Raw genomic sequence first — 24,931 nt, 5'->3', positions numbered from 1 at the left:
GGGAGAAAGGGATAGATCGTGGCCGAAGATCTGAACGTCGAGGTGGTGGCCGCCGACCGCAAGGTGTGGTCCGGCGAGGCCTCGATCGTCATCGCGCGCACGCCGGAGGGCGAGATCGGCATCATGTCCGGTCACGAGCCGGTGCTCGGCCTCCTGGTGGCCGGCTCGGTGACGGTGCGCTCGACCGGCGGCGAGGCGGTCGTGGTGGCCGTGTCGGGCGGGTTCCTGTCGGTGTCCGAGAACCACATCGCGATCCTGGCCGAGCAGGCCGAACTGGCTGACGAGATCGACGTCGCCGCTGCTCAGGCGGAGCTTGCCGAACTGGGCGAGGACCGCGAAGGCGCGGGCCGGTGGGCACAGGCGAGGCTCGACGTCGCGGCGAGCCGATAGATCTGAGAGCATTCGGTATCACGCTCGGGGGAGGTGATCGGTGGCGCTGGTGTCGTGGACCCTGCTGGTGCTGGGTGCGCTCGCGCTCGCCGCTGTCCTGGTCCTCCTGGCCCTGTACGTCCGCCGGGGCTTTCTGCAGCGTGACGGTGGCTTCGACATGTGCGTGCGCGGCGACAGCCACGACGGCTGGTCCGGCGGCTGGGCGTTCGGCATCGGGCGCTACCGCGAGGACGCCCTCGAGTGGTTCCGCACGTTCAGCTTCACCACCTGGCCCAAGCGGACGTTCCGGCGCAGCGAGCTGGCCGTCGACGGCCGCCGCCAGCCCGACGCCGAGGAGAGCTACGAGCTGCCCGCCGGCCACGTCGTGCTGGTCTGCCGGTCCGGCGGCGCCACCGTCGAGGTGTCGATGACCGAGGCCGCGGCCACCGCCTTCGTCACCTGGCTGGAGGCGGCGCCGCCCGGGGGTCAGTTCGTCGGGTGACGCCGTCGGGGCGTACCGTTCATCGGAACGGCGAAAGGGTTCAGCGGGCGTGGAGAGATTTCGGGTCACCGGGGGGAGCTCCCTGCGGGGTGAGGTCCGGGTCAGCGGCGCGAAGAACAGCGCACTGAAGTTGATGGCGGCGGCACTGCTGGCCGAGGGGCGCACCGTGCTCCACGACGTTCCCGCCATCACCGACGTCGACTACATGGGCGAACTGCTGCGCCAGCTCGGCGCGGACGTGCACCGCGACGGCGGCACCGTCGCCATCGACGTCCCAGCCGAGATCGATCACGAGGCGCCTTACCACCTGGTGCGCCGGCTGCGCGCGTCCATCTGCGTGCTCGGCCCACTGGTGGCCCGGTGCGGCGCGGCGAACGTGGCATTGCCCGGCGGCGACGCCATCGGCTCGCGCGGCCTCGACATGCACATGGCCGGGCTGGAGAAGCTGGGCGCGCAGGTCGAGATCGAGCACGGCTTCGTGGTCGCGCGGGCGCCTCGAGGCCTGCACGGCACCAGCATCTGGCTCGACTTCCCCAGCGTCGGCGCCACTGAGAACATCCTCATGGCCGCCGTCATGGCCAAGGGCACCACGGTCATCGACAACGTCGCCCGCGAGCCCGAGATCGTCGACATCTGCCGCATGCTCGGCGACATGGGCGCCAAGATCGACGGCGCCGGCACGTCGACGCTGCGGGTCGAGGGCGTCGACTCCATGAACCCGACCGAGCACACCACCATCCCGGACCGCATCGTCACCGGCACGTGGGGCGTCGCGGCCGTCATGACCCGTGGCGACATCACCATCGCGAACGGCCGCGGCGAGCACCTCGAGATCGTGCTCGACAAGCTGGCCGCCGCGGGTGCGACGGTCGAGTCCGGCCCCGCCGGGCTGCGGGTGGCGATGTCCGGCCGGCCGCGCGCCATCGACGTCGTCACGCTGCCGTACCCGGGCTTCCCGACCGACCTGCAGCCGATGATCGTCGCGCTGGACGCGGTCGCCGATGGCACCGCGATGATCACCGAGAACGTGTACGAGGCCCGGTTCATGTTCGTCAACGAGCTGGTCCGTCTGGGCGCCGAGGTCCGCATCGACGGCCACCACGCCGTCGTCCGCGGCCGGCCAGGGCTGTCCGGCGCGCCGGTCGTGGCCACCGACATCCGCGCCGGAGCCGGCCTGGTGCTGGCCGGCCTGCTGGCCGAGGGCGAGACGCTGGTGTCCGCCGTCCATCACATCGACCGCGGGTACCCCGACTTCGTCGGGCAGCTACAGTCTCTGGGCGCCGACGTGGTCCGCGAGCCCGATCCGGACCACTTCGATGACTGACGAGGCGGAGGTCGCGGCCGCCCCCGGGGACCGCTGGCGCGGCTGGGTGACTCCGGGCCGCGTCTGCCTGGCCGTCTACCTGGGCGTGCTGCTGGTCTACAGCGCTGTCGAGGGCATCCCGATGGACCGCGTCGGGCAGACCGGCTGGATCATCGCCGGGATGATCGCGATCAAGATCGGCCGGCCGTGGCGGCAGCACGTGCGCACGTTCCTGGACTGGCTGCCGCTGCTGGCGGCGCTGATCATCTACGACCACACCCGCGGCATCGCCGACACGCTGGGCATGCCGCTGCGCGTCGGCGGGGTCGTCGACATCGAGCGCTGGCTGTTCGGCGGCACCGTTCCGACGGTCTGGCTGCAGGAGCAGCTGTTCCAGCCGACGGTGCGCTGGTGGGACGTCGGCGCCGCGGTGGTCTACTTCAGCCACTTCGTCGTGCCGTGGGTGCTGGCCGCCGTCTTCTACATGCGGTCGCGGCCACGATGGGTCTCCTACATCCGGCGGGTGCTGCTGCTCACCTACGCCGGCCTGCTGACCTATGTGCTGCTGCCGGCCGCGCCGCCGTGGTACGCGTCGGCCCGCACCGGCGACATCGCCGAGCCCGTCTACCGGCTGGTCGGACGCGGCTGGAACGAGCTGGGGCTGCGCAGTGCGCACGCCTGGCTGTCCGACGCCCAGGGCGGCGCCAACGAAGTGGCGGCGCTGCCGTCGCTGCACGCCGGGTTCGCCATGCTGGTCGCGGTGACGCTCTGGCCGCTGGCCAAGCGCTGGTGGCTCAGGCTGCCCATCGCGGCGTACCCGCTGGCCATGGCGTTCACGCTGGTCTACGGCGGCGAGCACTACGTCGTCGACGTCCTCCTCGGTTGGCTGTACGTCGCCGCCGTCGTGGTCGTCGCACAGTTGTGGGAGCGGTGGCGCGAGCGGCGGCAGCCGGTCGTGACGCTGTCGGCCGGCACGCCCGCGCCGGTCGAGCCGGCCATGCGCACCGACCCGGACATCGCGACCGAGCCGAACGAACCAGCAGGAAGGTAGTCAGCATGACACGCAGCGTGGCCGTCGTCGGGGCCGGCCTGATGGGATCGGGCATCGCCCAGGTGGCGGCGACCGGCGGCTGGGACGTCGTGTTGCGCGACCTCGACGACGACGCCGTCGCCCGGGGCCGCGCGGCCATCGAGGCCAGCACCGCTAAGTTCGTCGAGAAGGGCAAGCTGACCGAGGCCGACCGCGACTCCGCCCTGGGCCGCATCACCGCCACGACCGACCTCGACGCCGTCGCCGGCGCCGACATCGTCGTCGAGGCGGTGTTCGAGAACGTCGACGTGAAGCGGGAGCTGTTCGCCGAGCTGGACCGCGTCTGCCGCGACGGCGCCGTCCTGGCCACGAATACCAGCGCCATCCCGATCACCAAGATCGCCGCGGCCACGCAGCGGCCGGAGTCGGTGGTCGGCACCCACTTCTTCTCGCCGGTGCCGATGATGGCGCTGTGCGAGCTGGTCCGCGGCCTGCACACGTCCGACGCCACGCTGGCGGTGGCCCGCGAGTTCGCCGAGTCGGCCGGCAAGACCTGCATCGTCGTCAACCGTGACGTCGCCGGGTTCGTCACCACGCGGCTGATCAGCGCTCTCGTCGTCGAGGCGGTGAAGCTCTACGAGTCCGGCGTCGCCTCGGCCGAGGACATCGACGTCGCCTGCAAGCTCGGCTTCGGCCACGCCATGGGCCCGCTGGCCACCACCGACCTCACCGGCGTCGATGTCCTGCACCACGCGACGTCGAACATCTGGGACGAGACCGCCGACCCCAAGTTCTTCCCGCCGGAGCTACTGCGCCGCATGGTCGACGCCGGCGAGCACGGCCGCAAGACCGGTCGCGGCTTCTACTCCTACTGATCCTACTGACGCCCCTCGGTGGTTGATCACGTCAAGTTGGGCCGCTCGCGCTTCACCAGGCAGGCATTCCTGGCGAAGCGGGAAAACGCCTGGTGATGGGCGTGGAACACACCGGCACACCCGGCGAACCTGACGCGCCGACCCACGGAAACAGCGGGAGCGCCTCATTCAGGACGCGCTGCGGCGCCAAGTGCCGTTCGCGCGGCGGCTCGCCGGCTCGATCGCGGTGCCGGTGCCGCCGACGCGGCGCGAGCTGCGCCGGATCGGGGTGCCGTTGCCGTTGAGCTCGCGCCGCCGCGGCAGCAGCAGGCGCGTCGTCACCAGCTTGGCGCGGTCGCGACGGCGGCGGGCCCGCTCCCGCCGGGCGAGGTCGGCGGCGCCGATGAGCCCGGCGTCGTTGCCCAGCGCCGCCCGGACCACGTTCGCCTCGGGACGGAAGCCACGCCCGCTGAGCGTCCGCCGGAACGTCGTCCGGGCCGGCTCCAGCAGCAGGTCGCCGACGTCGGAGACGCCGCCGCCGATGACGAACAGGCCGGGGTCGAACGCGGCGGCCAGGTTGGCCAGCCCGACGCCCAACCAGTGGCCGATCTCCTCCAGCAGCTCCAACGCCGCTGGGTCGCCCTGCGCGGCCAGCGCGCTGACCATGGGACCGGTGATGCGCGACGGGTCGCCCTCGCAGGTCTCGGCGATGCGGTAGGCGACGGGGGAGCCGTTCAGCACCAGCTCGCGCGCCTCGCGGACCAGCACGTTGCCGCTGGCGTACTGCTCCCAGCAGCCGCGGTTGCCGCACTCGCAGCGATGCCCGCCCGGGACGACCACCATGTGCCCGAACTCGCCGGCCACGCCGAACCGGCCGCGGTGCAGGACGCCGTCGAGGACAACGCCGCCGCCGATGCCGGTGCCGAGGTTGACGCAGACGACGTGCGACTCGCCCTGGGCGGCGCCGAACCGGCACTCGGCCCACAACGCGGCGTTGGCGTCGTTGTCGACGACCACGGGCAGCCCGATGCGCCGCTGGACGGCGTCGCGCAGCGGCTCGTTGCGCCAGGCGAGGTGCGGGGCGAACAGCACGGACGACTGCGTACCGTCGACGAAGCCGGCGGCGCCGATGCCGACCGCCAGGACGTTGTGGCGGGCGCCGAGCTCGGCCACGACGTCGGCGATGGTGTCCTCGACGACGCGGGGGCTCTTGCTCTTGCTCGGCGTCTCGCGGCGGGTGCGCTCGATGATGGTGCCCTCGGGGTCGACGACGCCGGCGGCGACCTTGGTGCCGCCGATGTCGATGCCGATGGTGGGCCGTAGCGCCAGCCGGGACACCCGCGTCCGGGTTGGAGACATGCCCACAGTATGGCCGGGAGGGGTCAACGAGCCGGTCAAGGGGCCGTGGCCGGCCCAGGCGGCGTCAGGATGCCCAGCGCGTATGCCGTCGTCACGGCGGCGGTGCGGTCGTCGACGCCCAGCTTGGCGAAGACCCGCAGCAGGTGCGTCTTCACCGTCGCCTCGCCGATATGCAGCGCCCGCCCGATCTCGGCGTTGGACAGCCCGGTGGCGACGGCGGCCAGCACCTCGCGCTCGCGCGGGGTGAGCGGCGGCACCGACGGCGCCCGCAGGCGGTGCACCAGTCGCGCGGCGACCGGCGGCGCCAGGATGGTCTCGCCCCGGTGCGCCGCCCGGACGGCGGCCGCCAGCTCGACTCGCGGAGTGTCCTTGAGCAGGTAGCCGGTGGCCCCCGCCTCGACCGCACGGACAATGTCGGTGTCGGTGTCGTACGTGGTCAGCACCAGGATCCGGACGCCGGGCAGCTCGGCCAGGATGCGCGCCGTCGCCTCGGCGCCGTCGAGCCGGGGCATCCGCAGGTCCATGAGGATGACGTCGGGACGCAGCCGGCGGGCCAGCACCAGTGCCTCCTCGCCGTCACCGGCCTCGCCGACCACCTCGAGGTCGTCCTCCGCGCCGAGCATGCCGGCCAGCCCCGTCCGCACGACCGGGTGGTCGTCGACCAGCAGCAGCCGCAACGTCGTCACGGCTGCCCACGCTACCCTGAGTCCCCTTTCCCTCGCGGGACTCGCCGCCGCCTGGGACTCGCGGTCGGCCTCGTTCCTAGGCAGGCCCGACGGTGGCACGGACGGTGGTCCCGGCGCCCGGCGCGCTGACGATCTCGAGCAGCCCGCCCACCTGCTCGACCCGCGCCCGCATGCCGCGCAGGCCGTAGCCGTCCAGCGTGGCGGTGCCGGGCAGGAAGCCGCGGCCGTCGTCGACGACGGCGACCGTGGTGGCGCCGGGCTGGGAGCGCAGCGCGACGACGACTCGGCGGGCGCCGGCGTGCTTGCGCACGTTCGTCAGCGCCTCCTGGGCGGTGCGCAGCAGGACGACCTCGACGTTCGCCGGCAGCGGCGGGCCGGTCCCGTCGACCTGCAGGCTGACGTCGAGGCCGGTCTCGTCGGCGAACCGGGCGGCGATGCGCTCGATCGCCTCGGGCAGCGTCGCGTTCTGCAGGTTGACTGGCGCCAGCGAGCTGACCAGAGCCCGGGCCTCGGCCAGGTTGTCGCGGGCGGTCTGCTCGAGCAGCGCCAGCCGGTCGCGGACGGCGGCCGGGTCGCGGTCCAGCGCCACCTCGATGGCCTGTGCCAGCGTGAGGATGCTGGTGAAGCCCTGGGCCAGGGTGTCGTGGATCTCGTGCGAGAGCCGCTCCCGCTCGGCCAGCACGCCGCGGGAGTGCTCGAGCTGCGCCAGCTCCGTCCGGGTGCGTTCCAGCTCGTCGATGAGCGACGCCCGTTTCTCCGCCTGGACGAAGACGCCTGTGATGAACAGCCCCAGCAACAGTGAGAGCCCGGTGTTGATGGCCCACTGCGGGAGCGCGTCCAGAGCGGCGTCGGCGGACCAGCCGGCCCGGCCGACCTCGACGACGGCGACACCGGCGATGAAGACGAACGTCGCGCCGACGGCCCAGCGCGTGGACAGGTAGGCCCAGATGTGCGGAATCAATGCGAACAGCAGGAAGTACGCATCGATGCCCATGCCGAGCAGGGCGTACAAGCACCCCCAACTGGAGGTGAGCTGCACCAGCGCCCGCAGGCTGTTGTCGTCGCGGCCCAGCAGCGGCCGGCCGATTAGCAGGTAGGTGATCACCATGGCTGTCACGACCAGCAGGCCGGCGAGCCGCTCTCCGCCGGTCCGGTCGTCCGAGCTGCCGATGATCAGCGCGAGCACGCCGAGCAGCCCCAGGTAGACCGTGTGCCAGCCGACCGTGATGCGCTGCCAGAAGGCGTCGAGGTCGTCCAAGCTGCTTCGCGGAGGAAGGGGGTCCGGGCTCAGCCGTCGTCCCGGCGCTGCCATCGGAACCTCCGCACGCAGATCACCAGGCCCACGATCAGCCACAGCGACAGGATCAGCACCGTCTGGCCGTGCTGCCATGATCCGGACACCTCCACCTGTTCGAAGCGGTCGGGCAGGAACACCGAACGCATACCTTGGGCCAGCCACTTCAGCGGGAACACGGATGCGATGTTCTGCAGCCAGCTTGGCAGGTCGTTGAAGACGAAGAACACGCCGGAGATGAACTGCAGCACGATCAGCGGTCCGACGACGACGGCGGACGCGCTCTTCGCCGACCGCGGCACCGACGAGTACGCGATGCCGAGCACGGTGCCGCCGGCCGTCCCGAGGACGTAGCACCAGGCGAACGTGAGCCACTTCGCCGGCTCGGTAGGCGGCTCGACGCCGAAGGCGAGCGCGGCCACCGCCAGCAGCAGCGCGATCTGGCTCAGCCCGACGACGAGGATCATGCCGACCTTGCCGAGGAAGTACGCCACAGGCGGCATCGGCGTGCCGCGCAGCCGCTTCAGCGTGCCGTCCTCCCGCTCGATGGCCAGGCTGATCGCCAGCGTCTGGAAGCTGACCAGCATGATTCCCGAGGCGAGCATTCCCGGGAGGAAGTAGCGGGCGAAGTCGATGCCGCCGCCCGGGGCGTCGCTGAACGTGTCCTCACCACCGCCGAAGACCACCGAGAACAGGCCGAGCATGATGATCGGGAAGAGGAACGAGAAGATGACGGAATCGCGCTCGCGGAAGTAGCTCTTCAGCTCCAGCACGGCGCGGGACACGGCGATGCGCGGCGGCGTCGCCTTGCGACGTGCGATGCGGCGTTCTCCGGATCGCAGGGTGGGCGTGGTCACGGCGCCGGCTCCAAGGTCTCGATGGATGTCGTGGGTGTCGCGGGTTCGCCGATCAGCCGCAGGTAGACGTCCTCGAGCGTCGGCCGGCTGACGGTGAGGCCGGGCACCTCGCCGCCGAGGCGCTGGGCCAGCCGGGCGATCAGCGCAGTGGGCTCACTGGTGTGCTCGGTGTGCGGCCGGCCGTCGTCGATCCACCGCACGACGGCGCGGTCCTGGTCGCGGCCGCCGAGCCGGTCAGGGGTGTCGAGGGCGACGACGCGGCCCGCGGTGATGACGCCGACGCGGTCGGCCAGGTGCTCGGCCTCGTCCAGGTAGTGGGTGGTGAGGATGATCGTCGTGCCGCCGTCGGCGAGCGAGGAGATGAGTGCCCAGAACTCCCGCCGCGCCTCCGGGTCGAACCCGGTGGTCGGCTCGTCGAGGAAGAGCAGCGCCGGGTTGCCCAGGATGCCCAGCGCGACGTCCAGTCGGCGGCGCTGGCCGCCGGACAGGTGCCGCGCCCGGGTGCCGCGCTTCTCGTCCAGCCCGACGGATGCGATCACCTCGTCCGGGTCGCGCGCGTCGGGGTAGTAGCCGGCGAAGTGGTGCACCAGCTCGCCGACGGACAGCTCGTCGTGGCCGCCGGAGCTCTGCAGCACGATGCCGATGCGGGCCCGCCAGCCGGCGTCCGGCCGGGCCGGGTCGGCGCCGAGGACGCTGACCTCGCCGACGTCGCGGCGGCGATAGCCCTCGAGGATCTCGACGGTGGTGGTCTTGCCGGCGCCGTTCGGCCCCAGCAGGGCGAAGACCTCGCCGTGCGCGACGTCGAGGTCGAGCCCGTCGACGGCGGTGACTCCGGCGTAGGCCTTGCGCAGCCCGCGAACCCGGATGGCGGTGGTGGTGGTCATGGCTCCACGATTCCCGCCGGACCCCGGCGGCCGCGAGCACCGCGTGGTGGGATCCGGTGTCCACCGTCCGGTGGACAATCGTCGAATGACCAACGACCGCTTCATGCTGATCCACGATCCGGAGCTCCAGGCGAGGGGCGAGCGTGTCTTGGGCGTCGAGTTCAGAGCGATGAGCGAGAGGGTGTTGCGGGTCACCGAGCTGACCTCTCGTCTCAACGTCCTCCCGTTCGATGACGAGGCGGGCAAGGCGGCACTGCTCGAGCAGATTCTGGGTGCCCCTCTCCCAGCGAGGGTCACGATCTACCCGCCCTTCTACACCGATCACGGCCTTCGCTTGGACTTGGCAGAGCGTGTCTTCATCAATCAGGGCTGCACGTTCCTCGACTACGCCGGCATCCGGTTGGGCGAGGGCGTGATGGTCGGCCCGAAGGCCACGTTCATCACGATGGGCCACCCGGTGGACCCTGACGAGCGGCGCCAGTTCCTCACGGGTGCGCCGATCGATGTGGCGGAGAATGTGTGGATCGGTGCCGGCGCGACGATCCTGCCTGGCGTCAGCATCGGTCGCGACGCCGTGGTCGCGGCCGGGACGATCGTGGCCGACGATGTGCCGGCGGCGAGCTTGGTAGCCGGGCCCAAGGGCACTGTGCGCCGGCGTTGGTAGTACCGGACTGCGCCAGCACCGGTTCGGCGGGCTCGCGCCCTCAGCTCGAGCCGCCGCGGTCCACCGGCCGACGCCCGTGAGCGTGGCGGCACTCGCGCGGAAGACACGTCACCCGCGTCAGGGCCGAATGGCGCCCGAGGACCGCACGGTGTGCGGTCCTCGGGCGAGTGAGGTGTCCGCATCGCGGGTGACGCACGCCGCCGCCAGCCCACCGATCGGGTCGGAGAGCCGGAAATGACCACGTTCACCACGAAATCCCGTGCCTCACTAGGCCCGCAATCAAGGCCCGCAATCGTGGTGACGCTCGGTAATCCTCGTGATGGCCGACGCCACCCAGCAGCGCCATTGCACCGCCGATCCTTATGAGGCTCTTCTGTTGCTTCCGTGGGTCGGCGGGTCAGGGTTCGCCGGGTGTGCCGGTCGTCGGGGTCGGTGGCGTTCGCCGTCCCCCTGCTGCCCCACTCTCTTGCCGCGACCGCGCGCCTCAAGCCGACCACCAGGGGCGCTTCGCGCGGACGGGGATCGGCTTGACCCGCGCGCCCGCGGCCAAGAACGGGCAGTTATCAGGGGGACGGGGCGAGTCTGGGCACTCCTCGAGGTGCACTGGCGTGGTCCCGGCACGTCGAGAGGCATTGGCCGGCTGAGAACCGTGGTCATTGGCCGGTTACTGCTGCCCCGGCGACACCAACTCGGCCACGATCGCCGGTGATCATCGCTTTCCACAGCTGTTAGCCGCCATTGAAAACGCCGATGATGGCGTCACTGATCACGAGGATCTGGCGGTCACGGGCGAGGTCGTGTGATCGGCGCGGCGACATCGCCGTCGTCACGGCGTCGGCCGCCCCCGCGACGCTGGGCCGGCCCGGGCCGGGCACCGATCACAACCGGGCGTGTTGACACCAGCGCCAACTGTTGGCGCTCATGTCAACACCTCCGCGGCCATCACCGGCGCCGGCAGGGATGCGAGCCGCCCCGGCGGGCAGCGCCTGGAATGACCTGCCCCCCATGGCGGCTCACACCCTCCCTCACCGAGTTGATCATGGAGAAGGTCGGGTTTCCCGCGACTCCAAAGGCGACCTTCTCCATGATCAAGCGTGCCGGTCGTCGTCGCAGTGTGCGACTCATCCGACATCGGACCGATTGTCCACACCTGGTCGTCAACGTCAACGACGACCCATCGTCATCGACAACGGCGGCGAACACACAGCCACCAACGCCACACCACAAGCCCACGCCAACCATGGCTCGGGGGGTGCCTGGGACGCCCCGATCGTCGTCCACAGCGGCGAACCACAGGCGAGAAGGACCCACGGAAGTGTCAGAAGAACCCCTTATGATCACACGCCGGGCGGCCATTACCAGGCACGTAGTACCGGACAAGACACGCCCTAGGCCGCTCGGGCCACCTTAGGCGCAGCCTCAGGCCGCCTTAGACGATCCGGCCGGCCAGAATGCGGAAGTCTCCCGATGTGTCACACGGCGCCTCAGAACCATGCTCGACGACAGAACGAACGAGTATGGCGAGGAGCCGAACATCATGAGCATCCACGGGGACTACGCGGCACGGATCATCCACGACCAGAGGTCGCACGATCTGCGGGCCGAGGCACGCAACGACGGGCTCGTCCGGCAGGCGCTGGCCGCGGCCAAGGCCGCCACCGGCCGCAAGGCCGCCGCTAGGGCGCGCAGCCGGGCGCGGACGGCCTGAGCTGGGGACCGATCTGCTGGAAGGAAATTCGGATGGGGCTGTCGGTGGCGGGTGGCAGGATGAATGACGTGGTCATTCACGTCACCCGCACCACGGGCCTCGTCGGGAGGGCCCGGCAGCTCGCCGACCTCCGCGCGGCCTACGCCGTGGCGCGTGCGGGTGAGCCGGTCACCGTCCTCGTCGGGGGCGAGGCCGGCATCGGCAAGACCCGCCTCGCCGAGGAGTTCGTGGCCGAGGTGGCCGCCGGCGGCACGCGGGCGGTTGCCGGGCAGTCCGTGCCGCTCGACGGCGAGGGGCCGGCGTTCGCGCCGCTGGTGGGCGCGCTGCGTGGGCTGCACGCCGAGTTCGGGGCACAGCGGCTGCTCGAGCTGGCCGGCCCGGGCGGCGAGGCGCTGGCTGGGCTGGTGCCCGAGCTGGGGGTGGCGCCGGCCGAGGGGCCCGAGGGCCGCGGCCGGCTGTACGAGGTGGTCACGTCGTTGTTCGAGCGGGTGGCGGCCGACCGCCCGCTGGTGGTGGTGCTCGAGGACTTGCAGTGGGCCGATAGCCCCACCCGCGACCTCCTGCGCTTCCTGGTCCGCGGGGTGCGCGACGCCCAGTTGATGCTCCTCGTCACCTACCGCTCCGACGAGCTGCACCGCGGCCATCCGCTGCGCCCGCTGCTGGCCGAGCTCGACCGTCTGCGCCAGGTGCGCCGCATCGAGCTGCCCCGGCTCGACGCCGACGAGGTCGTCCAGCAGCTGCGCGAACTGCTCGGCCGGCCGCCCGAGCGCGCCCACGTCGACCGCGTCGTCAAGCGCAGCGAGGGCATCCCGTTCTTCGTCGAGGAGCTCGCCCACGCCGACCACGGTTGCGCCGAGCTGCCGGGCTCGCTGCGCGACCTGCTGCTGGTCCGGGTCGAGCCGCTGTCCGAGGAGGCCCAGCGGCTGCTGCGGCTCATGTCGGCGGCCGGCAACCGGGTCGACCACTCCGTGCTCGAGATGGTCGCCGGCGAGCAGTCCGGCCCGCTGGAGACCGCGCTGCGCGAGGCCGTCTCGGCCGGCGTCATCGTGGTCGACGGCGACGGCTACGCATTCCGGCACGCGCTGCTGCGCGAGGCGCTGCACGACGACATGCTGCCGGGCGAGCACGCGCGCATGCATGCCCGCTACGCGCAGGCGCTCGAGGCGCATCCCGAGCTGATGCCCAACACGCCCACGGCGGCCGAGGTGGCGCACCACTGGTACTCCGCCCACGACGTCGAGCGGGCGTTCGCCTGGTCGCTGACCGCCGCCGACGAGCTGGTCCGCAGCTACGCCCACGCAACCGCGCAGCAGCTGCTGGAACGGGCGCTGGAGCTGTGGGACCAGGTGGCAGAGCCCGAGCGGGTGGCCCGCAGCGACCGCCTCGACGTCCTCATCCGGGCGGCCACCGAGGCCTACGCCGCCGGCGATTTCGAGCGCACCTTGTCGCTGGTCAAAGAGGCACTGCGGTTGGTCGACCGTGCGGCCGACCCCGCCCGGGCCGGCTGGCTGCTGGCGCTCCAGGGCAATGTGAAGAACCGGCTCGGCCGCCACGGCGCGATCGAGGCGCTCATGGAGGCGCGCGAGCTCATCCCGGCCGAGCCGTCGGTGCAACGGGCCGAGGCGCTGGACTGGCTGGCCACCATGCTCATGCTCGACTGGCGGTTCGACGAATGCCTGGCGATCGCCGACGAGGCCGAGCAGGTCGCGTCGGCCACCGGGCTCGACCGCATCGTCGCCTCCGCGCAGATCACCAGGGGCACCGCCTGGGTGCACGTGGGCGACGCCGAGAAGGCACTCGCCGAGCTGCGCCGGGCCGGGCCCACCGCCACCGCGGAGCCCGATCACCTGCACCGCTACTTCGTCAACCTGTCCGACGCCTACACCCTGCTCGGCCGCTACCGCGACGCCGTCGACGTCGCCACCGAGGGCTACGAGCACGCCCGCAACCGCGGCCGCAAGCGCACCTCCGGCGTGGTGCTGGCCGGCAACGCGGCCGAGCCGATGCTGGCGCTGGGCGACTGGGAGCGGGCCGAGCGGATGATCGAGCGCGGCCTCGAGCTGGTGCCGCCGCCCAACCACGAGCGGCACATGATCGGCCTGCAGGCCTGGCTCGGCCTGTGGCGCGGCGACGTCGACGCGGCGGCCGCGGCGGTCGAGCGGCTGCGGGCCGGCATGACGCGCCGGGTCGTGCTGCCGCAGGACAGCCGGCTGGTGGCCCGGCTCGAGGCCGACGTCGCGCTTGCCCAGGACGACCCTGAGCGGGCCTGGGCCACGGTCGCCGGCGAGATCGGGGCGCACGCCGACGCCGCGGTGCCCGGTTACGACCTGCCGCTGGCCTTCGCCGGTGCACAGGCGCTCGGCGCGCGCATCCGGTCCGCCGGCACCGCCGACGGATTCGAGTCCGACGCCGCCTGGCTGCGCGCTCTCACCGCGGACGCGGCCCGCGGCTGGCCGGTCGGCGTGTGGACCGTGCTGGTCGAGGCCGAACTGGCCGGCCTCGGTGGCACCGACGTCGAGGCGTGGGACCGCGCGCTGACCGCGTTGCGGGCGGCCGAGGGCCCGGTGCACCTGGTCCCGTACGCCGGCTACCGGCTCGGACAGGCGCTCGCCGCCACCGGCGACCGCGACCACGCCCTCGACGCGCTGCGCCAGGCGGCCGCCGCGGCCGACGCTCTGGGCGCGGCGCTGTTCCGCGGCTGGATCGACGCGTTCTCCCGGCAGGCCCACTTGCCGCTGGTCTCCGGCGTCCCGGCCCCGGCGGCGCCGTCCGGCCTGACGGTGCGCGAGCACGAGGTGCTCCGACTGGTCGCCGCGGGGCGGAGCAACCGCGAGATCGGTGAAGAGCTGTTCATCAGCGCCAAGACCGCCAGCGTGCACGTGTCGAACATCCTGGCCAAGCTGGGCGCCTCCGGCCGCGGCGAGGCGGCCGCCATCGCCCACCGCGACGGCCTGCTCGACACCGCCGCCTCCTGACGGGCCGTTCAGCGCTGGACGTGAGGCGCCCTGCTGCGCAGCAGGCTCATTTCACCTTCGTGGCGGCTGGCACCGTCTGTCAGAGGGCGGCGGTGCGCTCGGTGCGCCACCGGCACAGGCCGCCATCGCGGGGTGTGACCTCCGCAGCGTAGGCCTCGGAGTCGGACTCCGGCCGGTAGCCCAGCTCGTCCGTCGCGTTGGTGAAGTCGAACACGCCCCGGGCGTTCGCCGACACCCCGAAGTAGCAGCCGTACCGGACGTCCGCCACCAGCGCGGCCCGCACCAGCAGCCGCAGGTCACTAGGGGAGAGCCAGCCCAGCAGGGTGCCGGTGTCGGTCGGCCGCGGCACCACGCCGCCGAGCCGCAGGCACATCATGGCGGGCCCGCCGCCGTCCGCGACGGTGCGGGCGTAGGCCTCGGCGAACACCTTGCTGGCGCCGTACGTGCAGCACGGCCGCACCGGCCACGCCGGGTCGACCAGTGTGCCGGCGGGCAAGCCGTCGGCGATATAGCCGCCCATCGCGTGCACCGAGCTGGCCAGCACGACCTTCGCCACCCCGGCTGCCCAGGCCGCGTCCAGCAGGGTCACGACGGCGTCGACGTTCGGACGGCGAAACTGCGACCACGACGCGCCGGGCGACGGGTTGGCGGCGAGGTGCACGACGGCATCCATGCCGTCGACCGCCGCCGCGGTGAACCCTGGGTCGGCGAGGTCACCGGTGCCGGTGTCGGCGTCGTCCCAGCCGATCACCTCGCGGGTGTCCACGGCGCGCACGTCGAGGCCGGTCAGGCCGGGCCGGAGCATTCCGGCGACCTTGCCGGCCGCGCCCGTCACGAGCACAGCGGTCATGCGCACCTCACCAGTTCGTCAGCGAGCCGTCGGGACGACGGTAACGGGGCGGCGGCCCGAGCTCGCCCGCGGCCGCCCGGCGTGCCACCGGCAGGTCGATCTCCACCCCGAAGCCGGGCCCGTCGCCGGGGCGGACGACGCCGGCCCCGACCACCGGGCCGGTCAGCACCAGCGGGTCGCCGGCCCAGCCGTGCGGGTGGCCCTGCTCCTGCACACTGACGTTCGGCAGGCTCAGGTTGAGGTGTGCGGACGCCGCGGTGCAGACCGGGCCGAGCGGATTGTGCGTGGCGACCTGGATGTGGTGCGCCTCCGCCATCGCGGCGATCTTGCGGCCCTGGGTGAGCCCGGTGTTGGCGAGGTCGATGCGGGCGTGGTCGACGAGGTCGCCCTCCAGGAGCGGCCGGAACTCCCATATCGTCGTCAGCTGCTCGCCGGCCGCCAGCGGCACCCCGGTCCGAGCCCGCAGGGTCCGGTACGCGTCCAGGTTCTCCGCGCGCAGCGGGTCCTCGACGAAGAACGGCCGGGCCGGCTCGACCTCGCGGCAGAAGACGGCCGCCTCGGCCGGGTCGAGCCGGGTGTGCACGTCGATGAGCAGCTCGACGTCGTCGCCGAGGGCCTCGCGCAGGCCGTGGAAGACGGCGATGTTGTCGCGCAGCGTCGCCCGCGGCTCGAGCACCGGCTCGGCCGGCGGCTGCAGCCCGAGGCGCAGGTGCCGCCAGCCCTGCTCGACCAGCCGGTGCGCGTGGTCGACGTACTCGGGCAGGCCGCGGCCGGACACGTGCACGTAGGCGGGGACGTGCTCACGGACGGCGCCGCCGAGCAGCTCGTGGACGGGGACGCCGAGCGCCTTGCCCCGCAGGTCCCACAGCGCGAGATCGATGCCCGCCGCGGCCGCCGCGACGTCACCGACGGCGGGGAAGAAGCCGCCGCGCAGGAGCAGCTGCGACAGCTCCTCGATCCGGTGTGCCTCGGTCCCGGTGGCGAGGTCGGCGAAGTCGGCCAGCGCGCCCAGCACGGCGCGCGGCCGCGAGCGCATGCCGACCTCGCCGAGGCCGTGCAGGCCCTCGTCCGTGTGCACGACGACCAGCAGATATGTCCCGGTACCCGTGGCGATGACCAGCGGTTCGATCTCGGTGATCTTCATCGACGCTCCCCATCTCGATATCCATATGGTGATAGTGTCATGCTGATGATGCACTAGCTGTGCAACCGCGAGGAGGTCGGGGTGTCTGGACGCGGAGTCCTGCTGATCGGTGCGTCGTCGGAGATCGGCCGCGCCATCGCCGACCGGTTCGCCGCCGGCGGTGACGCCGTCGTCGGCGTCAGCGTCCACCCGCTCGACCACCCCGCCCTGGTCGCGCACCTGGAGGCCGACTGTGCCACCGAGGTCGGCGCCCGGCGGGTCGTCGACACCGTACTCGAGCGCGGCGGCCGGCTCGACGTCATCGTGCCCGCGGCGGCCGTTCAGCCGACCGCGCCGCTCGTCGAGACCACCGACGAGCAGTGGCACGCCAGCCTCGACGCCGTCATGACCACAGCGTTCCAGGTCTGCAAGCAGGGCCTCCCGCACCTCGCCCCGGGCTCGTCGATCGTCGCGGTGTCGTCGGTGAACGGACGGATCGCCTCGCCCTGGCTGCCCGCGTACGCCGCCGCGAAGGCCGGCCTGGAGGGCCTGGTCCGCCAGCTCGCGCTGGACTACGGCCCGCGCGGCATCCGTGTCAACGCCGTCGTCCCCGGCCTCATCACCACCGACGCCGACGACCGGCCCGGCCTCGCGGAGGGCTACCCGCTGTGCCGCACCGGCCGCCCGGCCGAGGTCGCCGAGGTGGTGCATTTCCTGGCCGGTGACGGCGCCTCGTTCGTCACCGGCGTGGCGCTGCCGGTCGACGGCGGCCTGACCATCTCGAGCCCGTCGGCGTTCGCCCGCCCGGAGATGCGGGCGCGGTTCCTCCCCGCCCGCTGACGGTTGCCTCGCCGACGTTGTCGGTGGGGGTCGGTAGAGTGGCTCGCATGTTCGAAGAAGCGCCGCTGACTGCTCCGTTACCGGGTGATGGCCCGGTGGTGGAGGGGTGGGTGGTGTGGCCGCCGTACGACGACCCGGGCGTCGGCGACATCGACCCGGCGCTGCTGCGCGAGCTGTGCACCGGCGGGTCGGTGCCGGTGATCGCCGACGCCGATGCGGTACCGGTGGGGCCGGAGTTGGCGGCGCTGCTGGCGCGGTTCGACCCGGCGACGGCGGACGCGCACGACCTGGTGGAGGCGCTCGCAGGATGCGCGCGGCTGGCCGCGTGGGTGGCCGCTCGTGAGGCGGCCGCGTCGGCGGAGCTGGCGTCGCGGCCGCAGCTGCGCCCGGACGTGTCGGGGTATCGGTCGGTGAACCCGGTGACGAACACCGCGGTCGAGGTCGCCGCACGCTGTCAGGTGACGACCCGGCAGACGGAGACCCAGGTCGGTCATGCGTTGCAGTTGGTGGAGGACTTCCCCGACACGCATGCTGCTCTCGAAGTGGGGGTGATCGATGTGCGGCGGGCGCGGGTGATCACCGACGAGCTCGGCGGGCAAGAGCCCGACGTGCGGGTCCGGGTGGAGGCGGCGGTGCTGCCCAAAGCGCCCTACCTGGACTCGGCCGCGCTGCGGAAGCTGATCAAGCGGCTGCTGCACGAACTCGCGCCGGTCGAGACCGCCGTACGGCACCGGGCCGCGCGTGAGCGCCGCTACGTGGCCGTGACGCCCGCCGGCGATGGGATGGCGCACCTGCAGGCGCTGCTGCCGGCCGACGACGCCACCGCCGTCGACACCGCGCTGAACGCCGCCGCCGCGGACGCCAAACGCGCCGACGCCGCCGCCGGGCACCCGGCCCGCACCAGGGACCAGCGCCGCGCCGACGTCCTGGCCGGCCTGGGCTGGGCCGCGCTCGCCGCCTGCACGCACGCCGCCACCGGCTCAGCCGCGGACCCGGATACGGCCGGCGGGAACGCGGACGGCGGCCATCCCGCGGACGTGAGCGCCGACGCCGACGCCGGCGGGGGGCGGTGGGCAGGCCGCGCCGGGCGGCGTCGCGGGCTTGCTCGGCCGGGTCGCGTCCGGCGGTGGCACGCCACGGCGGCGACCGATCAGCGTGCACGTCACCGTCCCGTTCGCCACGGCCATCGGGCTCAGCGACGAACCCGGCGAGCTCGACGGCTACGGACCCGTCCCCGCCCACGTCGCCCGCACCCTGGCCGCCGAGGGCGTGTGGACCTGGCTGCGCACCGACCCCGGCACCCGGCAGCTCCTCGACCACGGCCGCACCAAGTACCGGCCCACCACAGCGCTCGCGGCGTTCATCACCGCCCGGGACCGGACCTGCCGGGCACCGGGCTGCCACCGCACGGCCCGGAGCTGCGACCTCGACCACGTGATCCCGTTCGCCGCCGGCGGCACCACCTCCGCGGCGAACCTCCAGGCAGTGTGCACCACCCATCACCTGCTCAAACACCACGGCCACTGGACCGTCCACCGACAACCCGACGGCACCACCCGATGGACCAGCCCCACCGGCCACCACTACCGAAGACCACCCGAGGCCAGGGGCCCGAGCACCGAGCCTCAGCTCGAGCCACCCCCTGAACCGGAGTCGTCACCGTTCTGACCTCGACGACCGGGGCGCGACGTCACCCGGCGAGCTGTGGGCGGTGGACGCCGCAGGGGCGGGGTCATCGCTCGACGACGGCGCCGCGGACCTTGTCCTCGTCGACCACGACGCCGAGGCCGGGGCCGTCGGGCAGCAGGTAGGCGTCGGCCTCGGCGACGATCGGCTCGGCCAGCAGGCTGTTGGCCAGCTCGACCGTGCCCGGCGAGTACTCGAAGAACGGCGCGTTGTCGGCCGCCGCCGCGACGTGCAGCCCGGCCGCCAGCGCCAGCCCGAGCGCCGCCGAGTGGTGCGGCATGATCGGCCGGTACGCGGCGTTGGCCAGCGTCGCGATCGCGTTGCCCTCGGTGATCCCGGTGCGGCCGATGTCGGGCTGATAGACGTCGAGCGCGTCGATCGCCAGCCAGTCGGCCACCTCGTAGCGGTGCCGGTGCGCCTCGCCGGCGGCGATCGGAAGGTCGGCGGCGGCCGCGAGCACGGCGTACCCGCGCGCGTACTCGGCCGGCAGCGCCGACTCGAGGAACCACGCCCCGCGCACCGACAGCTCGCGGGCCAGCCGCAGCCCCGACGCGCCGTCCAGCCGGCAGTGCACGTCGACGGCGAACCGCGCGCCCGGCAGCACCGCGGCGGCCCGGTCGAACACCGCGACCGCCTCGTCGACGTCGGGGCCGAGGTGCAGCTTGAACCGCCGTACGCCGTCGTCCCAGTGCCGCCGGAGCTCGTCGGCGGTGGTCGCGGTGCCGACGGACGTGAGGTAGCTGGGGATCCGCCGCTGGTACGCCCCGCCCAGCAGCGCCGCCACCGAGAGCCCGGTGGCCCGCCCGAGCAGATCCCACAGCGCGATGTCGACGGCGGCCAGCGCGTCGGCCTGATGCCCGCCGAGGTGCCCGCGCTCGCGCATCAGCTCGCCCAGGCGGAACCGCAGCGGCCGCACGTCCGCCGCGTCGGCGCCGAGCAGCGCCGGCGTGAGCAGGTCCTCGACGATCGCGGCAACGACACGCGGCCCCACCGGCACCAGCGCTTCACCCCAGCCGACCAGCCCGTCGGTTGTCTCGATGCGGACGAACACCGTCTCGCGGCTCGGCGAGTAGATGGTCGGCCGCTGGTGCGGCGCCTGATAGTCGGGGCCGCCGCGGTCGGGCGTGCCGTCCAGCGCCAGCCGGAGCGGGAACGCCTCGACCGCCGCGATCACCATGCTCTTCACCTGTTCTCCGATCTCACTGCGCAGGCACGACGGGCTCGAACCGGGCCGCGTCGGCGCGATGGTGGCCGGCCGTGACGGAGGCCAGCCGGACCGCCGCAGTCGCGGGGTCCAGGTCGACGATGCCGAGCTGCCGCCACGTGCCGCCGTCGACAGTCTGGTCGACGACGACGGTGAGCGCATCGCCGGCGGTCACGACGGTGTAGCTGGCTGCCGTCGTGGTCGTCGAGTTCGTGGGGTACCAGACGCTGACCCGGTACCGTCCCGCCGCGGCGAGCGCCGGCGTCCACGTCGCGACGGCACCGGTGTTGCCGCCGGTGAAGCGGCTGCGGCTGCCGTCGTGCCCGAGCAGGCTGCTCGCACTCCACGCGCCGGACTCCGTGTAGCCGGCGTCCTCGTCGTCGACGACGACGGCGGCCGCGGAATCCGGCGCACCGACGGCCACGGCGATGGCCTCCTCCGCACCGGCGGCCGACAGCACGATCTCGTGCAGCGTTCCCGTCGTCGCGTCGGCCGGCGCGGTCAGCCGGAACTCCAGCGGCATCGAGGCGCCGCCGGCGAGGTCGACATCCACGGAGGCCGGTGTGACGGCCCAGCCGGCCGGCGCCGCCACCGTCGCGGTACCGCGGGCCGGGGCGCCGTCCCGCGCGGTGAGCGTGGCCGTCAGCGTCGTCGTCCCGCCCGGGCCGGCGACGTCCGCGGCGGACACCTCCGACAGGACCGGCAGCAGCGCGGCCGCGTCGACCGGCTGGAACCGGACCGCGTCGACCCGGAAGAACCCGGGGTTGCGGACCACGGCGCGCACGTAGCCGTCGGTGCCGGCGGCGAACCGGAACCGGCCCAGCGGCCGCCACGTGTTCGCGTCTTGCTGCTGGTCGACCACGAACTCCTCGTCGCCGTCGGCATGGTGGACGACGTAGACCGCCGCCCGCGTCGTGTCCGGGTTCGTCGGGTACCAGACCGCGACGTCGTACATCCCGTCGGCGGGCAGCTCCGGCCGCCAGGTGGCCGTACCGCCGAGCCGGTTCTCCTCGCTGTACCGGGTGGGCGTGCGGTTCCAGCCGGACAGCCCGCTGGGCAGCCACCAGCCCGTCTCCACGTATTGGGGCCACGGGTGCGCGTCGTCGACGATGACGTCCGTGCTCGCGATCCGCACGGTGATCGCCCGCTCGCCGGCGCCGTCGGCCGAGACGGCGACGCGGTGCCCGCTGCCGGGCGCGGCGTCGGCGGAGGATGTGACGGTGGCGGTGTACTCGCGCTCCTCGCGTGCCGGCACGTCGAACGCGATCTCGGCGGTGTCGGCCGTCCAGCCCGCCGGCACACTCACCCGCAGGATCCCGGAGCGGGGGAGCGGCCCGACGTTCAGCACGGCGGCGGTCAGCTCGAACGAGTCGCCCGCGGCGGCCAGCTCGGCCGGGGCCGCCGTCAGGGCCGGCAGCTTCACCGGCGGCAGCACCTCGACGTCCGCTGGGGTGAGGGCCACGCTCCCGCCGGCCCAGGTCGCCGTGGCCGCCAGATCGGCCGTCCCGCTCGCGTCGGCCGGCGCGGTGACGTCGAACGTCCAATCCGCCGTCCCGCCGGCCGGCACCGTCGCCGGCACGTCGCCGACCGGCACGGCCGTCCAGCCCGCCGGCACCGTCAGCCTGACGGAGGCCCCGGCCAGTTCGGCGGCGCCGGCGCGGACCCGGGCCCGCACCCGGACGGCGTCGCCCGGCGTGGTGTCCGGCGACGTCGACAGCTCACCCTTGGCGGCCTGGCCGCTCGGGACGACCCCGGTGACCGACGCCGGCAGCCGCAGCGTCTGAGCGTCCGTCACCGCCGAACCGGAGACGACGCGGTACGTGAACGGCGTCGTGAGTCCGTCGACCGGGACGGTCCACTCGTACGGGAACACCTTGGCCGGCGCCTGTTGCTCCGCGCCGTCGCCGACGGCGTAGAACAGCTGCGGCTGAGGCGACTCGACGTCGACCTGGACGTACGCGTCGTAGCCGGACCGGTCCGGCCGGACCAGCAGGATCGCGCGCACCAGACCGGTCTCGGCGGCCGGGTCGAGGAAGGCCTGGTGGTGGCTGTCCGGCGACCGGTCGGCGGCGTCGGACGTCCAGTGCCACGGGACGTCGATGCCGACGTCGCGGACCACCAGCGCGGCGTGGCCCTTGGCCGGCACGGTCGTGGTGAGCCGCCCGCCGCGCAGGGCACGGGCGGCCCGGACCCCCGTGCCGCGGCCCAGGACCTCGGCCCGGTTCGCATCGCGCCGCGCCAGTCCGGTGACCGGCGTCGCGACGTCGACCGTCACCCGCTCGTCGGTGTCGCTCTCGTTGGTGAGGCTGATGTACAGACTGCCGTTGCCGACCGCTGTCAGCCAGTTGACCTGCGGGTTGTCGACGTTGACGATGCCCTTCGGGAAGTACGGCCAGACGCCGTCCTCGCCGTAGAACGTGCCGGGCGCATGCCCGTAGGTCGCGTACTTGAAGAACACGTAATTGGTCTCGAACTGCCGCGGGAAGTCGATGCGTCCGCCGGACCGGGTGACGTGCTCGGTGATCAGGTAGTCCAACGCCAGGCCCAGCTGGCCCGGGATGTGGTGGAAGTAGATGGTGCTCGACCCGGGCGGACCCTGGTAGGGGAAGTCCGGCTTCATCTGGTCGACGATGAACTGCCGGTTGTAGTAGCCGGGGTAGTTGGTGAACCGGCCGACCACCAGGTTGTGCGCCACGTCGCGGAACAGGTCGTCACCCGTGTGCTCGGCCAGCCGCAGGAAGAACGGCGCCCAGGCCGGGATCCAGGTGAAGCCGCCGCCCGGGTTCACCCGGCCCGCGGCGATCTTGAACGTGGAGAGCTGCTCGAACGTGACGCCGTTGGTCAACGGCATCCACGCCGGTACCTGCTCGCTCTCCACCGTCGTCTCCGGGTAGTCCGGCAGCAGCGGGGTGGTCCAGCGGTCGATCTGGGCGTCGATGAACGGCTGGTTCGGGACGGTCACGGTGGTGTCTGGGACCGGCCGCACCTGCATGAGCGTGACGTAGCGCTGGGCCTCGCGGTACGCGCCGTCGAGGAACTCCCGCTCGCCGGTGAGCTCGAACAGCACCAGCAGCTCGGTCCAGCCCTTGACGTAGTTGTAGCCGAAGCCGTTCTCGGCCTGGTTCGTGGTGTAAGGACGCACGATGAGGTCGCGGATGTACCGGCGCGCCTCCGCCTTCGCCTCGGCCAGGTAGGCCTCGTTGCCGGTCAGTACGTACGCCTGCAGCGGGGTGCTCAAGGGCGTGCGGCCGTCGCGCGAAGGCCGCTGCTCGATCAGGTCCGTGGCCAGGCGGTGGATGCCCGCGTTCTGGCCGCGCGTCTGCTCGTACAGGGGCACCAACGTCGACGCGTCGCCGGGGACGTGGCCGATGCGGTACAGGTTGAGGTCGCCGTACACCGGCTTGCCCTTCACCGGCGTGCTGCCGTGACCGGCTCGCGAGAGGTGATACTCGACGAGCGGGCGGGCCCGGCGTGTGTACAGGTCGTCATTGCCGGTCAGGTAGTACGCGGACAGCAGGACGCCGGCGATCGGCGTGCGCACCGCCTGGTCGTTCTCGATGTCGACGAAGCCCTTCGCTCGGTTCCACCAGCCGCTGAACGACGGCACGAACGACTCGCTGTCGTCGCCGTCCGGCTCGACCATCAGCAGGTCGATGAGGTTGTGGACGGTGTCGGTGAGCGAGGTGTCGTACACGTTGCGCCGGTAGGCGGTGTAGCCGTACTCATGGCGGACGAGGTCCGTGTAGGCGTCGTACATGGTGCCGGCCGCGGCGTAGAGCCCGAACGCGTAGCCGCGGCTCTCGCCCGCGGCGAGCGGGGCCCGGCGGCCGGCCTGCGGTGCGAAGACCACGGGCTGCACGTCGCGGTCGTCGTTGCGCAGGCTCATGCCGAACGGCTGGCCGTCCGGGCCGAGCTCGCGCTCGTGCTCGAACAGCAGCACCTCGCCCGGGGTGTAGACGCCGAGCGTCACGTCGTTGTCGCCGATGCGCCGCTGCGTCAGCGACATCGGCGCGAACAGCTCCCACGCGCCGAGCGACTGCGCACCCTCGACGACCCGGGCATGCTGGCGCGAGCCGCAGAGCACTTCGTCGACGTCGTCGGGGGACGCGGCGTCGACGGACTGGTAACCGACCACGTAGCCGTCGGCGCTGCCCGCGGTGATGGTCCACTGCAGCTCGGGATTCGGGCCGGCCAGCGACCAGCGGACGGTGAGGTCGTAGCCGCCGGGCGGGGTACTGCGCAGCTCGACGGTGTGCGCGTCGAGCTGGGCGAGCGAGTCGAACGCCACCCAGTTCGGCGTCATCGACGTGTAGTAGTCGGTGGGGTTGCCGTCGTCACCGGTCAGGATGATCCACTGCTCGTCGAAGCGGGCGCTGGGATCGGTGACCCGCAGCCAGTCGCCGTCGGCCGTCCGGACCTCCAGGTCGCGCACGTACGTGTGGCCGCCGTCCCAGCTCGCGCGGTGGAAGGTCACCCGGTGCCGGTCGCCGGTGATCGTCGCGGCCGCCTCGATGACCAGGTTCGGCATCGGCAGCCGGCGCAGCGCGTCCGGTAGTGGCGGCTGGCCGTCCGCGGCCGGGGTGGTGGCCGCGGACGCGGACGGCAGCCCGAACGCGTTCACCACCGGCGGCAGCACGGCCGCGCCGAGCAGGAGCCGGATCGCGGAGCGACGGGACAGATTCGGTTTCGGGCAGGCTGACGCCTGGAGTACCTCGTGCATGTGCCAGACCTTTCGTGCGGGGG

General features: G+C 72.8%; 19 protein-coding genes and 1 pseudogene. 11 read left to right on the top strand and 9 right to left on the bottom strand.

Annotated features, from left to right (window positions below):
• Positions 1 to 18 precede the first annotated feature (18 nt).
• From E1262_RS23385 to E1262_RS23365, 5 genes are read left to right on the top strand one after another with little or no spacing between them, the layout of a single operon-like run.
• Positions 19 to 390, top strand: coding sequence for a F0F1 ATP synthase subunit epsilon (locus E1262_RS23385; RefSeq protein ID WP_132106148.1), 372 nt, complete (start codon positions 19 to 21; stop codon positions 388 to 390).
• Positions 391 to 430: 40 nt separating this feature from the next.
• Positions 431 to 871: a DUF2550 domain-containing protein gene (locus E1262_RS23380; protein WP_203454273.1), complete on the top strand. Its 441-nt coding sequence runs from the start codon at positions 431 to 433 to the stop codon at positions 869 to 871.
• Positions 872 to 920: 49 nt separating this feature from the next.
• Positions 921 to 2,195: a UDP-N-acetylglucosamine 1-carboxyvinyltransferase gene (gene murA, locus E1262_RS23375; RefSeq protein WP_132106146.1), complete on the top strand. Its 1,275-nt coding sequence runs from the start codon at positions 921 to 923 to the stop codon at positions 2,193 to 2,195.
• Positions 2,188 to 3,225, top strand: a complete 1,038-nt coding sequence (locus E1262_RS23370) for a phosphatase PAP2 family protein (RefSeq protein WP_132106144.1) — start codon at positions 2,188 to 2,190, stop codon at positions 3,223 to 3,225. The genes murA and E1262_RS23370 overlap by 8 nt, the downstream gene beginning before the upstream one ends.
• A 5-nt stretch (positions 3,226 to 3,230) precedes the next feature.
• Positions 3,231 to 4,079, top strand: a complete 849-nt coding sequence (locus E1262_RS23365; protein ID WP_132106142.1) for a 3-hydroxyacyl-CoA dehydrogenase family protein — start codon at positions 3,231 to 3,233, stop codon at positions 4,077 to 4,079.
• 168 nt (positions 4,080 to 4,247) lie between these two features.
• Here the strand turns inward: E1262_RS23365 and E1262_RS23360 are convergent, their stop codons facing one another.
• The 5 genes from E1262_RS23360 to E1262_RS23340 all read right to left on the bottom strand — a co-directional run bounded on the left by E1262_RS23360 (position 4,248) and on the right by E1262_RS23340 (position 9,138).
• Positions 4,248 to 5,417 (bottom strand): ROK family glucokinase, encoded by a 1,170-nt coding sequence (locus tag E1262_RS23360; protein WP_132106140.1) that lies wholly within the window; start codon positions 5,415 to 5,417, stop codon positions 4,248 to 4,250.
• Positions 5,418 to 5,452: 35 nt separating this feature from the next.
• Positions 5,453 to 6,103 carry a response regulator gene (locus E1262_RS23355; RefSeq protein ID WP_275261803.1) on the bottom strand — a complete coding sequence of 217 codons (651 nt, stop codon included), beginning with the start codon at positions 6,101 to 6,103 and terminating at the stop codon, positions 5,453 to 5,455.
• Positions 6,104 to 6,179: 76 nt separating this feature from the next.
• The gene (locus E1262_RS23350; RefSeq protein WP_162606043.1) at positions 6,180 to 7,361 is read right to left on the bottom strand and encodes a sensor histidine kinase; all 1,182 of its coding nucleotides are present in this window, start codon (positions 7,359 to 7,361) and stop codon (positions 6,180 to 6,182) included.
• 29 nt (positions 7,362 to 7,390) lie between these two features.
• Positions 7,391 to 8,254, bottom strand: a complete 864-nt coding sequence (locus tag E1262_RS23345; RefSeq protein ID WP_132106136.1) for an ABC transporter permease — start codon at positions 8,252 to 8,254, stop codon at positions 7,391 to 7,393.
• Entirely contained in the window at positions 8,251 to 9,138 is an 888-nt protein-coding gene (locus tag E1262_RS23340) for an ABC transporter ATP-binding protein (RefSeq protein ID WP_132106134.1), read from the bottom strand. The genes E1262_RS23345 and E1262_RS23340 overlap by 4 nt, the downstream gene beginning before the upstream one ends.
• Positions 9,139 to 9,223: 85 nt before the next feature.
• Here E1262_RS23340 and E1262_RS23335 point away from each other — a divergent pair, with 85 nt between their 5' ends.
• From E1262_RS23335 to E1262_RS31805, 3 genes are all read left to right on the top strand, one after another.
• A complete protein-coding gene (locus E1262_RS23335) occupies positions 9,224 to 9,802 on the top strand; it encodes a sugar O-acetyltransferase (protein ID WP_203454271.1) in 579 nt (192 codons plus the stop codon).
• A 1,537-nt stretch (positions 9,803 to 11,339) separates the two neighbouring features.
• Complete coding sequence (locus E1262_RS30500; protein WP_162606042.1) at positions 11,340 to 11,510, top strand: hypothetical protein; 171 nt, start codon at positions 11,340 to 11,342, stop codon at positions 11,508 to 11,510.
• Between the two features lie 68 nt (positions 11,511 to 11,578).
• Positions 11,579 to 14,485, top strand: a complete 2,907-nt coding sequence (locus tag E1262_RS31805; protein WP_162606041.1) for a helix-turn-helix transcriptional regulator — start codon at positions 11,579 to 11,581, stop codon at positions 14,483 to 14,485.
• 79 nt (positions 14,486 to 14,564) lie between these two features.
• On the opposite strand, the gene E1262_RS23325 is transcribed toward E1262_RS31805, so the two are convergent.
• Positions 14,565 to 15,335, bottom strand: a complete 771-nt coding sequence (locus E1262_RS23325; protein ID WP_132106130.1) for an NAD-dependent epimerase/dehydratase family protein — start codon at positions 15,333 to 15,335, stop codon at positions 14,565 to 14,567.
• 7 nt (positions 15,336 to 15,342) lie between these two features.
• Positions 15,343 to 16,479, bottom strand: coding sequence for a mandelate racemase/muconate lactonizing enzyme family protein (locus tag E1262_RS23320; RefSeq protein WP_132106128.1), 1,137 nt, complete (start codon positions 16,477 to 16,479; stop codon positions 15,343 to 15,345).
• 81 nt (positions 16,480 to 16,560) lie between these two features.
• Here E1262_RS23320 and E1262_RS23315 point away from each other — a divergent pair, with 81 nt between their 5' ends.
• The 3 genes and pseudogenes from E1262_RS23315 to E1262_RS32195 all read left to right on the top strand — a co-directional run bounded on the left by E1262_RS23315 (position 16,561) and on the right by E1262_RS32195 (position 18,966).
• Complete coding sequence (locus tag E1262_RS23315) at positions 16,561 to 17,298, top strand: SDR family NAD(P)-dependent oxidoreductase (protein ID WP_132106126.1); 738 nt, start codon at positions 16,561 to 16,563, stop codon at positions 17,296 to 17,298.
• Positions 17,299 to 17,345: 47 nt separating this feature from the next.
• Positions 17,346 to 18,254 (top strand): annotated as a pseudogene (locus E1262_RS32200) (DUF222 domain-containing protein); the annotation flags it as partial.
• Positions 18,255 to 18,453: 199 nt separating this feature from the next.
• Positions 18,454 to 18,966 carry an HNH endonuclease signature motif containing protein gene (locus tag E1262_RS32195; RefSeq protein ID WP_420810557.1) on the top strand — a complete coding sequence of 171 codons (513 nt, stop codon included), beginning with the start codon at positions 18,454 to 18,456 and terminating at the stop codon, positions 18,964 to 18,966.
• A 64-nt stretch (positions 18,967 to 19,030) separates the two neighbouring features.
• On the opposite strand, the gene E1262_RS23300 is transcribed toward E1262_RS32195, so the two are convergent.
• Positions 19,031 to 20,161, bottom strand: a complete 1,131-nt coding sequence (locus E1262_RS23300) for a mandelate racemase/muconate lactonizing enzyme family protein (protein ID WP_203454269.1) — start codon at positions 20,159 to 20,161, stop codon at positions 19,031 to 19,033.
• A gap of 22 nt (positions 20,162 to 20,183) precedes the next feature.
• Positions 20,184 to 24,908, bottom strand: coding sequence for a golvesin C-terminal-like domain-containing protein (locus tag E1262_RS23295; protein WP_132106120.1), 4,725 nt, complete (start codon positions 24,906 to 24,908; stop codon positions 20,184 to 20,186).
• Between the last annotated feature and the right edge of the window lie 23 nt (positions 24,909 to 24,931).

Source organism: Jiangella aurantiaca (assembly GCF_004349105.1).
GTDB classification, from domain to species: Bacteria; Actinomycetota; Actinomycetes; order Jiangellales; family Jiangellaceae; genus Jiangella; species Jiangella aurantiaca.
Note: the sequence above shows the minus strand (reverse complement) of the source record. Positions and strands in the feature narration are given on the sequence as shown.